This window comes from Afipia sp. GW822-FHT03D08 (assembly GCF_058801645.1).
In genome coordinates this window covers 2,924,416-2,939,411 of the sequence record NZ_JBXANK010000001.1, presented here as the reverse complement: position 1 = coordinate 2,939,411, position 14,996 = coordinate 2,924,416, and the positions used below count along the sequence as shown (strand labels likewise).

General features: G+C 61.2%; 17 protein-coding genes and 1 tRNA gene. 6 read left to right on the top strand and 12 right to left on the bottom strand.

The window, feature by feature from the left end; translation table 11 throughout:
* Window positions 1–63 precede the first annotated feature (63 nt).
* From ugpA to AC1RM7_RS14525, 5 genes are all read left to right on the top strand, one after another.
* Window positions 64–945, top strand: a complete 882-nt coding sequence (gene ugpA / locus AC1RM7_RS14545; RefSeq protein WP_024920191.1) for a sn-glycerol-3-phosphate ABC transporter permease UgpA — start codon at window positions 64–66, stop codon at window positions 943–945.
* Window positions 945–1,793, top strand: coding sequence for a sn-glycerol-3-phosphate ABC transporter permease UgpE (gene ugpE / locus AC1RM7_RS14540; RefSeq protein ID WP_024920190.1), 849 nt, complete (start codon window positions 945–947; stop codon window positions 1,791–1,793). Before ugpA ends, ugpE begins: the two co-directional genes overlap by 1 nt.
* A 10-nt stretch (window positions 1,794–1,803) precedes the next feature.
* Entirely contained in the window at window positions 1,804–2,901 is a 1,098-nt protein-coding gene (locus tag AC1RM7_RS14535) for a sn-glycerol-3-phosphate import ATP-binding protein UgpC (protein WP_024920189.1), read from the top strand.
* Between the two features lie 157 nt (window positions 2,902–3,058).
* Complete coding sequence (locus AC1RM7_RS14530) at window positions 3,059–3,484, top strand: Hsp20 family protein (RefSeq protein ID WP_006023255.1); 426 nt, start codon at window positions 3,059–3,061, stop codon at window positions 3,482–3,484.
* Between the two features lie 50 nt (window positions 3,485–3,534).
* Window positions 3,535–3,798, top strand: coding sequence for a BQ00720 family protein (locus AC1RM7_RS14525; protein ID WP_006023256.1), 264 nt, complete (start codon window positions 3,535–3,537; stop codon window positions 3,796–3,798).
* A gap of 701 nt (window positions 3,799–4,499) precedes the next feature.
* Here AC1RM7_RS14525 and AC1RM7_RS14520 read toward each other — a convergent pair.
* Window positions 4,500–4,952: an Hsp20 family protein gene (locus AC1RM7_RS14520; RefSeq protein WP_006023257.1), complete on the bottom strand. Its 453-nt coding sequence runs from the start codon at window positions 4,950–4,952 to the stop codon at window positions 4,500–4,502.
* Window positions 4,953–5,192: 240 nt separating this feature from the next.
* Here AC1RM7_RS14520 and AC1RM7_RS14515 point away from each other — a divergent pair, with 240 nt between their 5' ends.
* The gene (locus AC1RM7_RS14515; RefSeq protein WP_081758695.1) at window positions 5,193–5,522 is read left to right on the top strand and encodes a hypothetical protein; all 330 of its coding nucleotides are present in this window, start codon (window positions 5,193–5,195) and stop codon (window positions 5,520–5,522) included.
* 50 nt (window positions 5,523–5,572) lie between these two features.
* On the opposite strand, the gene ptsN is transcribed toward AC1RM7_RS14515, so the two are convergent.
* From ptsN to AC1RM7_RS14460, 11 genes are all read right to left on the bottom strand, one after another.
* Window positions 5,573–6,034: a PTS IIA-like nitrogen regulatory protein PtsN gene (gene ptsN / locus AC1RM7_RS14510; RefSeq protein ID WP_006023259.1), complete on the bottom strand. Its 462-nt coding sequence runs from the start codon at window positions 6,032–6,034 to the stop codon at window positions 5,573–5,575.
* Window positions 6,035–6,173: 139 nt separating this feature from the next.
* Window positions 6,174–6,797: a ribosome hibernation-promoting factor, HPF/YfiA family gene (gene hpf, locus AC1RM7_RS14505; protein ID WP_006023260.1), complete on the bottom strand. Its 624-nt coding sequence runs from the start codon at window positions 6,795–6,797 to the stop codon at window positions 6,174–6,176.
* 64 nt (window positions 6,798–6,861) lie between these two features.
* Entirely contained in the window at window positions 6,862–8,502 is a 1,641-nt protein-coding gene (gene rpoN / locus AC1RM7_RS14500; protein WP_492837554.1) for an RNA polymerase factor sigma-54, read from the bottom strand.
* A gap of 130 nt (window positions 8,503–8,632) precedes the next feature.
* Window positions 8,633–9,709 (bottom strand): LPS export ABC transporter ATP-binding protein, encoded by a 1,077-nt coding sequence (lptB, locus tag AC1RM7_RS14495; protein ID WP_006023262.1) that lies wholly within the window; start codon window positions 9,707–9,709, stop codon window positions 8,633–8,635.
* Between the two features lie 109 nt (window positions 9,710–9,818).
* Window positions 9,819–10,559, bottom strand: a complete 741-nt coding sequence (locus AC1RM7_RS14490) for an LptA/OstA family protein (RefSeq protein ID WP_024920185.1) — start codon at window positions 10,557–10,559, stop codon at window positions 9,819–9,821.
* Window positions 10,556–11,245, bottom strand: coding sequence for an LPS export ABC transporter periplasmic protein LptC (gene lptC / locus AC1RM7_RS14485; RefSeq protein ID WP_024920184.1), 690 nt, complete (start codon window positions 11,243–11,245; stop codon window positions 10,556–10,558). The genes AC1RM7_RS14490 and lptC overlap by 4 nt, the downstream gene beginning before the upstream one ends.
* A gap of 164 nt (window positions 11,246–11,409) precedes the next feature.
* Window positions 11,410–12,024, bottom strand: a complete 615-nt coding sequence (locus AC1RM7_RS14480) for a ribonuclease D (protein WP_006023265.1) — start codon at window positions 12,022–12,024, stop codon at window positions 11,410–11,412.
* A gap of 370 nt (window positions 12,025–12,394) precedes the next feature.
* Window positions 12,395–12,571: a hypothetical protein gene (locus tag AC1RM7_RS14475; RefSeq protein ID WP_160166473.1), complete on the bottom strand. Its 177-nt coding sequence runs from the start codon at window positions 12,569–12,571 to the stop codon at window positions 12,395–12,397.
* A 143-nt stretch (window positions 12,572–12,714) separates the two neighbouring features.
* Window positions 12,715–13,728, bottom strand: coding sequence for a zinc-binding alcohol dehydrogenase family protein (locus AC1RM7_RS14470; protein WP_024920183.1), 1,014 nt, complete (start codon window positions 13,726–13,728; stop codon window positions 12,715–12,717).
* A gap of 214 nt (window positions 13,729–13,942) precedes the next feature.
* On the bottom strand, window positions 13,943–14,428 hold the full coding sequence (locus AC1RM7_RS14465) for a DUF1931 family protein (RefSeq protein ID WP_152544153.1): 486 nt from the start codon (window positions 14,426–14,428) through the stop codon (window positions 13,943–13,945).
* Between the two features lie 315 nt (window positions 14,429–14,743).
* Window positions 14,744–14,830: transfer RNA gene (locus tag AC1RM7_RS14460), tRNA-Leu, on the bottom strand.
* Window positions 14,831–14,996: the final 166 nt, after the last annotated feature.

The following is a 14,996-nucleotide window of genomic DNA, read 5'->3' as shown; positions in this document are numbered from 1 at the left end:
GTCCCAGCCTCAATGTCCAACCCCTTCCCGCCGCACAAGCGGGGGAAGGGGAGGGTTTCCTGAATGGAAAAGTCGGCTACCTTCAACAACAGACTGCTGCCCTATCTGCTGCTCGCGCCGCAACTCGCGATCACATTCATCTTCTTTTACTGGCCCGCCAGCCAGGCCGTCTGGCAATCGTTCAAGCGTGAGGACGCCTTCGGCCTTGCCTCGGAATTCGTCGGTCTGGAAAATTACGAGGCGCTGTTCGCACAGCCCGAATACTACAAGGCGATGCTGACCACTGCGGTGTTCTCGACCCTGGTCGCCCTGCTCTCACTCAGCATCGCCCTGCTGTTTGCAACCCAGGCCGACAAGAACCTGAAAGCGGCGCCTGCCTTCAAGACTCTTCTGATCTGGCCCTACGCCGTCGCGCCGGCGATCGCGGGCGTGCTGTGGATCTTCATGTTCCATCCTTCGCTCGGCACGCTGGCGAGGCCGCTGCGCGCCTTCGGTTTTGACTGGAATCCGCTGCTGAACGGCAATCACGCCATGGCCCTTGTTGTGATGGCCGCGGTCTGGAAGCAGATTTCCTACAACTTCCTGTTCTTCCTCGCCGGACTTCAGGCGATTCCGAAAAGTGTGCTGGAAGCCGCAGCGATCGACGGCTCCGGTCCACTACGCCGGTTCTGGACCATCGTGTTTCCGTTGCTGTCGCCGACCATGTTCTTCCTGCTGGTGGTGAACGTCGTCTACGTGTTCTTCGACACGTTCGGCATCATCGACGCGGTCACCGGCGGCGGTCCCGCGGGCGCGACCACGACCATGGTCTACAAGGTCTATGCGGATGGACGCCTCGGTGGCGATCTTGGCGGCTCCGCCGCGCAATCCGTCGTGCTGATGGTGATCGTCATCGCGCTGACCGCCGTCCAGTTCCGCTACGTCGAACGCAAGGTGCAGTACTGATGGTGGAGCATCGTCCGCTGCGCGATTTCGTCGCCTACGCCATTCTCATCTTCGGCGTTTTCATTGTCGTATTCCCGGTCTATCTCGCCGTGATCGCCTCGACGCACGATGCCGCCACCGTGGTCAACGGAAACATGCCGCTGTCGCCGGGCAGCCATACCCTCGAGAACTATTACCGGGCGATCTTTGTCGGCGGCTCGCGCACCAGCCGCGAGCCGGTCGGCCACATGCTGATGAACTCGTTCATCTCCGCGATCGGCATCGCGGTCGGCAAGATATGTATCTCGATCCTGTCGGCCTTTGCCGTGGTGTATTTCCGCTTCCCGTTCCGCAAGACCGCATTCTGGATCATCTTCGTCACACTGATGCTGCCGGTCGAAGTCCGCATCTATCCGACCTACAAGGTGGTCGCCGATCTGCACATGCTCGATACCTATGCCGGGCTGATCCTGCCGTTGATCGCATCGGCCACCGGCACGCTGCTGTTCCGGCAGTTCTTCATGACCGTTCCCGAAGAGCTTCTGGAAGCATCGAAGATCGACGGCGCAGGCCCCTTCCGTTTCTTCAAGGATACGCTGCTGCCGCTGTCCATCACCACCATCGCCGCGCTGTTCGTGATCCAGTTCATCTACGGCTGGAATCAGTATTTGTGGCCGCTGCTGATCACCACGCAGGACTCGATGCAGACCATCGTGACCGGAATCAAGAAAATGCTGACGACCACCGACGAGCTCGCGGAGTGGCAGCTCGCGATGGCAACCGCCGTGCTGGCAATGCTGCCGCCGGTGGCCGTGGTGATCCTGATGCAAAGACTGTTCGTGCGCGGTCTGGTCGAGACCGAGAAGTAGGAATCACAAGATGGCCAACGTCGTTCTGCACGATGTCCGCAAGACCTATCCCGGCGGGGTCGATGCCATCAAGGGCATCAACTTCGAGGTCGGCGACGGACAGTTCTGCGTGCTGGTCGGGCCCAGCGGGTGCGGCAAGTCCACACTGCTGCGCATGGTGGCGGGACTTGAGACTGTCACCGGCGGCACCATCGATATCGGCGGCCGCGTGGTCAACGAGATCGAGCCCGCGGACCGCGACATCGCCATGGTGTTTCAGAACTACGCGCTCTACCCGCACATGACCGTCTACAACAACATGGCCTACGGCCTGCGCAACCGCGGCATGCCGAAGCCCGAAATCGATACGCGCGTCCGCGAGGCTGCGCAGATTCTCGAAATCACGCCAATGCTGGAGCGAAAGCCGCGGCAACTGTCGGGCGGCCAGCGCCAGCGCGTCGCCATGGGCCGCGCCATCGTGCGGCAGCCTAAAGTGTTTCTGTTCGACGAGCCGCTGTCGAATCTTGATGCCAAGCTGCGCATCGCGATGCGCGTCGAAATCCGCAAGCTGCAACGCCGCCTCAAGACCACATCGATTTACGTCACACACGATCAGCTCGAGGCGATGACCCTCGCCGATATTCTGGTGGTGATGAACGGCGGCGTGGTCGAACAGATCGGCAAGCCGCTCGACATCTATCGCAAGCCGGCCACCACCTTCGTCGCGTCCTTCATCGGCGCGCCGCCGATGAATCTGCTGTCGGTCAAGACGAACGATCTCGGCGGATTGCTTGATGCGCTGCAGATCAAGGTGCCCGGCGACGCCATCCTGGGCGTGCGCCCGGAAGACTTCGCAATGGCCGGTCCGGCGCAGGGAGGGCTGGCGCTCGAACTCGTGATCGACGCCATTGAGCGGGTCGGCGCGGAAACCTTCGTCTATGGCACGAGGGCGCGCGACGGCGCGGGGCCAACCGTCAGCGCCAAGCCGGGCGAACTGCCCCCTGGTGAGATTATCGTCCGGCTGCCCGGAGAAGCCGCGCCCGCCGTTGGCGAGCGAGTCAGGGTCACCGCGGCGCGGGATAAACTGCACCTGTTCAGTGCCGACGGCCGCAGCCGGCTGGCGGGCTAGCCCGATTTGCCCCTGTTTACGGGCAGTTAGAGGTTCTTGAACAACGCAAGGGACATCGCCATATTTGGTTCAACCGGCAGGCCGCAAGGCTGCCGGGAACCCAGGAAGGAGTGCCGCAAGGGCTCCGACCCAAAGTCGCTTCGAGAGGACTTTGTGAATGTCTCGTGTTCCTTCGCTATCGAGTCCGTTCCTTTTGGGATTCGACGAAATCGAGCGTGCGCTCGATCGCGTCGTGAAAGGTGCAGACGGTTATCCCCCTTACAACATCGAGCGGTGCGGCCGTGATGACGGCCAGCCTGAACGCCTGCGGATCACGCTGGCGGTCGCAGGATTTACCCGCGACCAACTTGATGTAACCACTGAGGAAAACCAGCTCGTGATCCGGGGCCGCCAGCAGGACGACAAGACCCGGCAGTACATCCATCGCGGCATCGCCGCGCGTCATTTCCAGCGCACTTTTGTGCTGGCCGACGGGATGTATGTCATCGGCGCAGACCTGAAGAACGGCCTGCTGTCGATCGATCTGGCTCGTCCCGAGCCTGAACGGGTCGTTAAGACGATAGCCATCAATGAGCACGAATAATGGAACGAGTAGCGGACTCGACCGCTTAACAACTGCAAGGAGTCGAGACCATGACTGAAGGTAGTGTCATCTTTGAGCCCGCCGTCTCTTTGGAGGCGCTGGCTACTTTGGGCGAAGGCCATATCGCCTACGTCAAACAGATTCGCTCGGAAGACGTGCCGGGACTTTTCCCGCAGGCGCCGCAGATCGCGCCCGGCCTGAAGCTGTTCGCGCTTCACGCCGCTGACGGCACGCCGATCATGCTCACCGACAGCCGCGAAGCGGCAATCGCAAATGCATGGAGCAACGAATTGGAGACCGTCAGCCTTCACTGAACCGGCGCAAGCCGCGCAGTGATGCGACGATCGGAACGAAGCGGCAGCGCGGCGAGCGCTGCCGCTTTTGTTTATTGACACACGCTCCACTGTCGGATCGAGTTGCCATCGTCACGAAACCGGACAACCTCGCAGGTTCTTCAAGCTGCTCGCAAACACCGCCATGGCAACAGCTCCAGTTTTAGCCTGCTTGATTACTGGTTTTCCAGACCGACTCGATCAGGGCCCCCAGTTCCTCTTCTTCCTTTGCTAACCGAGATTGTAATAGCTCCCTTTCGGAGGGTGAAAGGCTTGGCGACCTGAGCAGGAATTTGTAGTGGCCGATGACCTTTTGATGGCCTCGCACCAAGTAGTCGTGGACACTGCCGACCATAGCCCACCAATTAAAAGGAAGCCGTGATAGTCTTCCCGGATCTCGAAGGCCCGATGGGCAGAGGAAAGGTCTCGTCGGTTAGTTTCGCCAACGCATCCTGCTCTTCGGATAGTCGCTTCAGAACAAAGCAACGCTCTATCTCGGTGAGTTCTGTCTTCAGCAAGCGACGATATCGCTGAATGTTGCTGGTCCGCGATCGTATGCGGGCAAGTTTTTCATCAACCATCATCGTCGACACGACGGTCCTCCATCTTTCCTTTCGTTTGAGAGAAGGGGGCCCCGCCAGTTCAAACCAGCGGGGGCCATTTGGACTAAAGGCGGCCCGGAGTTATGCGGCGGCCTTTGAGTCGAGTTGTTGAATATTTGAAATGCCGTTGATGGCGATTCGCCGAGGCTTCATCGCTTCCGGGATCTCCCGGACCAGTTCAACGCGCAGAAGTCCGTTGTCGAAGGACGCGTTTCTTACCTGCACGTAGTCTGCGAGGTTGAACTGCCGGCGGAAATGGCGCTCGGAAATCCCTTGGTAGAGATACTCGCGCTTTTCGTCGGTTTTCCGTCCTTCAATAGTGAGCACATTCTGCTCGGCTGTAACATTGATCTCGTCGGGGCGGAATCCCGCCAACGCCAGGGAGATCTGGTACTGATCATCGCCCAGTCTCTCAATGTTATACGGCGGGTAATGAGCCTCAGCCTGCTGCTGCGCAGCATCGACGAGGTCAAACAGACGATCGAAGCCGATAGATGATCGCCAGAACGGGGTGAAGTCGTAAGAAGTTCTCATAGCCAAATCCTCCACTGAGCAAGTTGGATATAAGCGAGCACCGAACACCTACGATGCCCGTCTCCTCCGGGCCCCCGAAGGGCACCCGGGCCGATAAACGGCGAGGAAAAAACTAGAAAATATCCGATGGGTTTCAAGACCCCCCTCGAAAAATTCTTTGAACGCCGCCTTGAAAGGCGTGTCGGTCGCTCTAGATTTTTCGGCGCCGTCTTGAACAGAAAGGAGCAATAGGAGGCGACCATGAACGTTCGTGAAACCGGTTTCGACATTCATGCAAATTCACTTCTGGCCGCAACTTTCAGTCATCCGTCGGAGGTTCTTAAGAACCCCGTTCTCTCCCCCGCAGAGAAGCGCTGCGTTCTCGCGGCATGGGCCTCGGATGCATTCGCCGTCAGGGATAACCCTTGGCTCCGCCAGTTACCCGGCTCGCCTGACACAATCCCGTTGAAAGACATCCTTGGCGCTCTGCGCCGGCTTGACGACGAAGACGACCGACCGCCTCCGATCCATGGAGGGGCGGCTTTGCGCCCACCGCGGATCGAACACATGGCTGAAGCCGTGGGATTTTGACAACAGGTTGCCGTGCGCGCGTTGGGCCGCCTGGACCGAAGCTCTGTTTCTCAGGCGGCCGTTGCCGGCGGCAGCGCCAGCACCGAATAAAGCGCCTGCGCATCCTTCGATGCGCGCAGCTTCTTGGCGATGTCCTGATCGCGCAGCAGCCGCGCAATTCGCGCCAGCGCCTTGAGGTGATCGGCACCGGCGCCTTCCGGAGCCAGCAACAGGAACACCAGGTCGACCGGCTGGCCATCCATCGCTTCAAAGTCGATCGGACGATCCAGACGCGCGAACAGGCCCGACAGCTTGTCGAGCTTAGGCAGCTTGCCGTGAGGAATCGCCACACCGTAACCGACGGCCGTCGTTCCCAGTTTCTCGCGCTGGAGAAGCACCTCGAAAATCGACCGCTCGTTTTGTCCGGTCAGGACGGCGGCGCGTGCCGCGAGTTCCTGAAGCGCCTGCTTCTTGCTGTTGACTTTCAAAGCAGGAAGAATCGCCTCCGGTGCGACCAGATCGGTAATCGTCATGGAGCGTTCCGAGGATAATTTAAGCCGTTGGTGTACTTAATAAATCGGTCTCTGACCGGGTGGCGTCAAGGCCCTTTCGAACCGAACCATGGCCCGCGCCCTGAAAGGCGGCGGACCATAGTTAGGCTGGCCCTGGGCGTCAATGGCGAACCTGCTCGGCAACGGCCGGAGGGTCCACCCAGCCGACGTTGCCGTCCGGGCGCCGATATATCACGTTCACCCTGCCGCTGCCGCCATGCTGGAAAACCATCACCGCGGCCCCGGTCAGATCGAGTTCCATGACCGCTTCGCTCACCGAAAAACGCTTCAGGGACGTCACCGCCTCGGCGATGATGACAGGATTGAATTCGGTGACGTCGTCATCGGACGGCGCTTCGATCACATAGCTCGGCGCGTCGAGGCCCGGCCCGCCATATCCCGCACCATTCAGATCGGACAGCGCTGCGGTGGCTGCATGCGCCTTGCGCGCAGAGCGATCCTTCAGGCGGCTCTTGTAACGGCGCAAGCGCTTCTCGATCAGCAGCAGCGCCTGGTCCGCGCTTGCATAAGCGTCGGCGGCCATGGAATCCGCCTCCAGCGTAATTCCCGAATCCAGATGAAGCGAGCAATCGGTACGAAAGCCGAAACCATCCTTGCTGAGCGTGATGTGGCCCGAGTAATTTCCGTCGAAATATTTCCGGAGAACTTCTTCCGTTCGCTCACTGACGCGATCACGCAGGGCTTCACCGACGCTGATACTCTTTCCAGAGACCCGGAGTGTCATGACGTTACCTCACTTTCGGACTGGCAGTTCGGATGTCTGAGCGTTCCGCTTCTTGGTGGCGCAGTCAAGCGGTAGCTGTGTCGCGGGATCTGTCCACGGCCGGGGCGGCCGAAGTCAGCGCGGCACCCAGCATGCTCTGCTTGTCGCGGCGGCGCTGCACGGACGAAGGTATACGCATAGCTTCCCGATACTTCGCTACCGTTCGACGGGCTATATCAATGCCGTCGCCACGCAAACGTTCCACAATGGTGTCGTCCGAGAGAATAGCCGTCGGGCTTTCTGCATCGATGAGCTGTTTGATGCGGTGCCGCACAGCTTCGGCGGAATGCGCATCTCCGCCGTCGGCCGATGCAATCGACGCGGTGAAGAAATACTTCAGTTCAAACGTGCCGCGGTTGGTCGCCATATACTTGTTCGCGGTCACCCGAGAGACGGTCGATTCGTGCATCTGGATGGCGTCGGCGACGGCTTTCAGGTTGAGCGGACGCAAATGCGCCACGCCCTGCGTAAAGAAGCCATCCTGCTGGCGAACGATTTCGGTGGCGACCTTCAGGATCGTCCGCGCCCGCTGGTCGAGCGCGCGCACCAGCCACGTCGCGTTCTGCAGGCAATCCGTGAAATAGGATTTGTCGCCATCCTTGCGGATGGTTTTAGACAATTGCGAATAGTAGACCTGATTGACCAGAACTTTTGGAAGCGTGTCGCTGTTCAGTTCGACATGCCACCCGCCGTCCGGTCCCGGACGCACATAGACATCCGGCACGACGCTTTGCGTCTTGGCCGATCCGAACTTCAGGCCGGGTTTGGGATCGAGATGGCGGATTTCGCCGATCATGTCGGCAATGTCTTCGTCATCGACGCCGCAGATCTTCCGCAACGACGCGATGTCGCGCTTCGCCAGCAGATCGAGATTTTCAACCAGCGCCTGCATTGCGGGATCGTAACGATCACGCTCCCGCAACTGGATCGCAAGACATTCGCTCAGGCTGCGCGCGCACACACCTGGCGGATCGAACTTCTGCAGAACCGCAAGCACGGCCTCGACAGCTGCGCGCGAGGTGCCGAGCTTCTCGTCGGCGTCACCAAGATCGGGCGGCACGTAGCCGGCGTCATCGACAAGATCGATCAGGTAATGCCCGATCATGCGGTTCGCAGGATCAGGGAATGCAACCGCGAGCTGCTCGGCGAGATGTCCGCTTAGCGTCGTCTCCGCGGCAACGAACGCTTCGAGATTGTAGTCGTCGTCATTCGAGGCGCCACCGCCCCATTCGGTGTAGGCAGTCGGCGCGGCATCCTGCGCATTGCGCGCGGCGGCGTCCGCGGGCTCCTCCGGGAACACGTTCTCCATGCCGGTGTCGAGGGTCTGCTCGATCTCGGCGCGGGTGCCGAGATCCGGAGCCATCCACTCCTCGGCGCCGGCCTCAAAGCCGTCAGAAGACCGTTCGCCGTCCGGGCCTGAGGAAAACTCAGCATTGTCGGAAAAATCCCCGCCGCCGCCCTCGGCATGCCCGGAAGCGGGCTCACCGTGATCGGGAGCGCCATCCTGATTCGCCCGCTCGAGCAGGGGGTTGCGCTCAAGCTCATCCTCGACGAACGCCACGAGATCGAGATTCGACAGTTGCAGCAGCTTGATCGCCTGCATCAGCTGCGGCGTCATCACCAGCGACTGCGACTGGCGGAATTCTAATCTCTGCGTCAGAGCCATAAAAACCAGATCCGGTCCAAAAGTTGGTCCGTTTCTTGCTTATATCTTTCCTGTGAGCTTGTACACGGCTTGACGTTTCGAAAATTTGGGATACTGGCCCAGCGGAGCACCAATCCCGGATCAGGGTGAATCAGAGCCGGAATTCTTCGCCCAGATAGAGACGGCGCACGTCGGGGTCGTTGACGATGTCGTCCGGGCTCCCCTCGGTCAGCACCTCCCCCGCGTAAACAATGTAAGCCCGATCGGTCAGGCCCAACGTCTCGCGCACATTGTGGTCGGTGATCAGAACGCCGATGCCGCGCGCCGTGAGATGCCGCACCAGTTGCTGAATGTCGCCAACTGCAATCGGATCGATGCCCGCGAAGGGCTCGTCGAGCAGCATGTAGCTCGGGCGCGACGCCAGCGCGCGGGCAATTTCAACACGCCGGCGTTCACCGCCGGACAGCGCGATAGACGGCGATTTCCGCAAACGCGTGATGTTGAATTCTTCAAGCAGCGAATCGAGTTCGCGTTCGCGCTTGCGCTTGTCCGGCTCGACCACTTCGAGCACTGCACGAATATTGTTCTCGACCGACAGCCCGCGAAAGATCGACGCCTCCTGCGGCAGATAGCCGATGCCGAGCCGCGCACGCTGGTACATGGGCAGTTGCGTCACGTCGTGGCCGTCGAGTTCGACGCGGCCGCGATCCGGCTTGATGAGGCCGGTGATCATGTAGAAGCAGGTGGTCTTGCCGGCGCCGTTCGGGCCGAGAATGCCGACGGCTTCGCCGCGCCGGACATAGAGGCTGACGCCGTGCACGATCTTGCGCGTGCCGAAGCTTTTTTCGACACCGTGAATCGCAAGATACCCGGAATGCTGCGCGCGCGGTGCCGCGCCGTTGGACGCTGCACGGCTGCGCGGCTGCTCCTTGGCAGGATCGCGCGGCAGGTTGCGCGGAATGGGCGGCGCGTCATGTGTGAATGCGGAGGATCCCTGAGGCGCAGGCGTCTGGGGATCGCGCGGAATTGCCGCCACCGCTTCGCGCCGGACCGGCGCGCTCTCGCGTGCCGCCAGAGGTTTCTCGCCCGCAGCCGGCTTGAAGATGTCGCCCATGCGCGCCGCCAACGCCGTGATGTCCTGGCGCAAGCCGTCCTGTTGCGAACGGGCAAAGCCCTGCCGTCCACGCGCCGGGCCTCGACGACGAAAGATGCGCAGGAGATCGACCATGCCCGCTTAAATCAGCCTTTGGGTTGTTGCCTGAGCATGATGGACCGGAGCCGTGTTGCCCATCCCCAAATGTTCAGGGGCCGGGTGATACAGGCTTGCTGTCTCCGGTTCAACTGTTGCGCTTTCGTGGATTCGCCAAGTCATTGAGTTTAAGCGGCTTTCCAGGCGCGCTGGGTGTCGTTGACGGCTGCGCGCCGCCTGAATTGTTACCTCCCGGCGATCCGCTCGGAGCGGCCTGAAAGACGCCCTGCACGCGCCCGCTGTTCGACTCGACCCGCGAGACACCGGTTGTGAGATCGACGACAAGACGATCTCCACGCAGCACGTTCTTGTCCTTGGTCAGCAGCACATTGCCGTGCATCGTGACGGTGTTGGCGCGCATATCGAAGACGCCTTTGTCACCCGTGACCGTCGAATCCTTTTGCGTCACGACGACGCCGCCCTGCGCCTCCAGCCTCTTGATCGACGAACTTCCGGTCGGCCCGGGTGTTGCGGATTTCATGGCGGTCTTCTTGGCGCCGGATGGCTCGTTGCTATCGTAGAAAACGACCAGCGATTTGCAGAGCATGGTGGTGTCGCCCTGCACGACCTTCACATTGCCGCTGAATGTCGCCGCCTTGTCCTTGTCGCGCATTTCGAGCGACGCGGCATCGATCTGGATCGGCTTGTCGCGGTTCTGTGAAAAACCCTGCATCGCGTTGGGCACACCCGTCGCCGAACTTTGCGCATGCGCGGCGGCCGGCGTGCACAGGGCAGCCGCTAGTACGCCGACCGACAGCGCGCGGGTCATCGCGCGGATGACGTCCTTAGCCTCGGGACCGGTGTAAATCTTCATCATCCCAAAAATCATTTTGCAGCAGCATCACGTGCGGGAGCCGCCGGCGCATCCTTCGGCTCTTCCGGTATCAGGATCATCGAGACGCCGCCCTCAAAGCGCACCAACGCGCCGTTTTCGGTTATTCTGAGACGCTGGGCGTCGAGCGTTCCGTTCAGCAATTTCACCGCCACGGGCTCATCCGACGACACCGTGCCCCCGCCGATATCGACGGTGGCCTGCGTCAGCCGCGCTTCGTAACCGGTGGAAGATTGCAACAAGATGTTGTCCTTCAGATCCAGCAACTGGGTTTTCGTATCGAACAGCCCGGTGCGCGCATCCATGGTGATGCCTGTCCTGTCTTCCATCTGAACTTTTGCGCGCAGTTCGTTCAGCTCGACATGGTTCGGTTTGGTCACGTCCTGGATCGCCGACTTGGCCCAGAGTTCATAGGGACGATTGTCCGGCGTGAAGCCCGCAAGATGCGGCGAGTCCATCGTGATTTTGGTGCCAGAAACTCCGAGCTTGCCAATGTCGATCGGCAGCTTTGAAAGAATCCTGAACGGGTTGAAAAGCGAAATGCCGATAATCGTCAGCATCGCCGCAGCGACCATCACCGGCACGGCCAGACGCATCTGGCGCACGCGGCGGCTGTGACGCCGCGCCTTCGCATAGCGCGCATCCGCTCCAGCCTGATAGCTCTGGCTCTGAACCGACAAAATATGCTCCGAAGCGCCGGGATAGCGCCGTCATTCTACGCAATGACGCGCCGTTTTGCAGCCCGGCATTTGTCCCGCCTTACCAAGCACTTGGCAAAGAGCAAAAAAGTGACGGAAACCGGGCAAACTTCGCTGCAAATGGCGAGATTAAGCTGCAAAAGGCCAGATTATGAATGCGCGAAGATGTCGTCGTTTTCCCAGCCCTGGAGGTCGAGCCGCGCGCGCGTGGGCAGAAACTGGAAGCAGGCGGCGGCAAGCGCCTCGCGGTTCTCACGCGCCAGCATCGCGTCGAGCTTTTCGCGCAACGCATGAAGATGCAGCACGTCGGACGCCGCATAGGCGAGCTGCGCATCGGTCAGTGACGCCGCACCCCAGTCGCTCGACTGCTGCTGCTTCGACAGATCGACACCGAGCACCTCGCGCACCAGATCCTTCAGCCCATGGCGGTCGGTGTAGGTGCGGACCAGACGCGAGACGATCTTGGTGCAGTAGACCGGCTCCGGCATCACGCCGAACGCATGAAACAGAACGGCGAGATCGAACCGTGCGAAATGGAAAATCTTGGTGACCTTCGGATCCCCGAGCAGCTTTTTCAGATTTGGCGCATCGGTATGACCGGCGGGTATCTGCACCACGTCCGCGGTGCCGTCGCCGTTCGACAACTGGATCACGCACAGCCGGTCGCGATGCGGATTAAGCCCCAGCGTCTCGGTGTCGATCGCCACCGACTGCGTGTAGCGCGAAAGATCCGGCAAGTCGCCGCGATGCAGGCGGATGGTCATGGTCTGTAAAAACCTTTGCAGATGGGTCGAATCGACGGGCCTAAACTACCGCCCAAATCCCTTGCCGACGAGGGGGAGGACGGGCCCAATTTGCTCCGCATAACCGCGCCCGCCGATCCTCGGCGGTCGCCGACCTGTCCCAGTTCGCCAAGGACGTGCATGCGCCGCTCCGGCCAGGGAACACGTTTTGCCGGCCTTGCTGCGGAATGCGCCGATCTTGCTGCATCGCCTGGCGTGAGCTTTACCGCAGTCTCCCGATCACCAGATATTCACGGCACTGAGGACGCCACCGGATGTGACGGTGCGCCCCAAAATACCGTGTGTGGGCTGGGTCAACGATTGGAGAAATACAATGCGTTCAGGTTTAGCCTTATTCGTTTTGATCGCTCTGTGCACCTCTGGCAACGCCGCCACACGAGCGCATCATCACGCCAAATCGCAGCACGTCTTTCGGTCCAGCCAGGCTGCCGTGCCGGCCTTCGTTACCCCAGGCGGCGTGCACCTCTATCGTGACGATTCCGTGACGGGTGGTTACCGGATCGGCCACGGCGAAGCTCCCGTTTCCTATAATGATTCATCCAAGTATGGCGGGACGCCATAACAGGCGCGCTGCGACTGCATCGACCTGAGCCCTCAGGACAATCTCGTCAGCGCCACAGAGCAAGGACGAGTCATAACCGGCTTTGCGTCTCAGAAGCCCGCGAGCACGGCCTTTCCGATCGCCTCGCCGCTTTCGAGGAGGGCGTGCAGCTTCTTGAGGTTGGCCGCGTTGATCGGCCCCGCGCTCCGGGTCATCGTCGTGCGCAGCAGCCCCGAGTCGACCAGCGCGCTCACCTCTTCGAGAATGCGGTGCTGCGCAACCATGTCGGGGGTCTCGAACATCGAGCGGGTGTACATGAGCTCCCAGCACACGGTCACGCTCTTGCGCTTCAAGGGCATGATGTCGAACGTCGTGGGATCGTCGATCAGGCCCATGACGCCCTCCGGCGCGATCAGTTCGGCGATTGCCAGCAGATGCCGGTCGCTGGCGGTGAGGCTCGCGACATAGTCGGCCTTTCCGACGCCGATCGCCGCGAGTTCGTCATTCAGCGGCTTGCGGTGGTTGATGACGTGGTGCGCGCCCATAGTGCGGACCCACGCGATCGTTTCGGGCCGCGAGGCGGTGGCGACGACGGTCAGGCCGGTCAGGAGCCGGGCGAGCTGGATCAGGATGGAGCCCACGCCGCCGGCGCCGCCGATGACCAGCAGCACGCCGCCGGTCGTCTTCTCACCATAGGGCGCGCGCATGCGGTCAAACAGCAGCTCCCAGGCGGTCAGCGCGGTGAGCGGCACCGCCGCGGCCGCATCCCAGTCGAGCGATCGCGGCTTGGGCCCGACGATCCGCTCGTCGACGGCGTGGAGCTCGGCGTTGGTCCCCGGCCGCTGGAGCGCGCCGGCGTAGAACACCTCGTCGCCGGGCCGGAACAGGGTCACCTGATCGCCGACCGCCTCCACCACACCGGAGGCGTCCCAGCCGAGCACCTTGGCTTCGCCCTGCGCCGGGGCGGCGCTTGAGCGGACCTTCGTGTCGATCGGGTTGACTGACACCGCCTTGACGCGGACCAGCAGATCGCGCGGGCGGGGCGTCGGCGTCGGCAGCTCCATGTCGACGAGCGAGTCCGGCCGGTCGATGGGCCCCGGCGCGTAGTATCCGACGGCTTTCATGACTGTCTCTCCTTCGATAGAGAACGCCGGGCTCGCTGACGCGCGCCTTACCGGGATGCAGGTGCGGCAGTTCGGACCGGGCGCGCGAAAGCGACCCTCCGTCAGGTCCTCAAAATTCAAACTGAGACACCACCCTGCCGAGATCGATAAATCCGATCACCGGCAGATGAACCCGATACCGATGTGCGAACTCCAGCAGGATCAGGTGCGACGACTAAAGCAGCAGCTCGAAGATCCGCGAGCCGAGTTCCCACTGCCTGGTCTGCGGATTTTTCAGATCCGGCTCGATGATCTTCAATGCTCTTGCGAGCGCGATGCCAAGCCCCCCGGCAAGATCGGGGAGCATTGCTTCGGTCTCGTCGCTATAGCTGTATTGCAGCGGCGGCCGGTGAGCGAGGCGGTCGAGAATCGGCGCCAGCTCTATCGTTTCATCCATTTTTCTAAATTGCTCGATGCATTCCTGGAGCCCCGCAGTGATCGGGAGATCCCAGGGCTCGATCAGGACGTCGCTGCCAGCTTTGGCGTTGGCCTCGGCGCGCAGTAACAGCCGATAAATCCTGTGATCGATGAACTCCTCGTAGCGCTTGAGGTCAGCCTTGTCCAAGTTGAGACCAGCTGCCTCGCGAAACAGTCGCTGGAACTGCCGCACGCCTTCGGGGCGCGGCGGCGGCATCTTGTCAGAGGGAAGTTGTGCGATCATCCGGCACGTTTCCCCTTTTTCGCCGCCAGTCACATTGACAGGCATCATATGCGCGGGGTTTTTTCGTCTCCGATCCGGACGTTTGCTTGAAACCCCGGACTGCCCATCCACTGCTCGAACACAAGCAACACCCGGTCAGTGTCCAGCCTGCCCAAAACGTCTGAGGGGGTCCGCGTTCTGAAATTCCACAAGGAGGAGTCGGAGTCCTTGCAGATGCGCGATGCGACAGGTCACGGTCACCGTGTCCCGGTTTTGTGTACCGGTTAGCGGACCAATGACCCTATGCAATCGAGATTTCGATCGCTTGAGAGCGAGTGGTGCCCAGGAAAGGACTCGAACCTTCACGGCCGTTAAGCCACTGGCACCTGAAGCCAGCGCGTCTACCAATTCCGCCACCTGGGCATTGGGTGCGGTTACTAAGGACAGGGCGCGCGCTTGTCAAATTGCCGTCGTCCTGGTGCGTTTCGTTGACGCGAACCGGCCGCCGCGTCGCTCGAAAACGCCATGAAGCCCCCGGAATGGCCTGTACAGCGCGAGGATGATGGCGTATCGCGGAAATCGGCGGGGC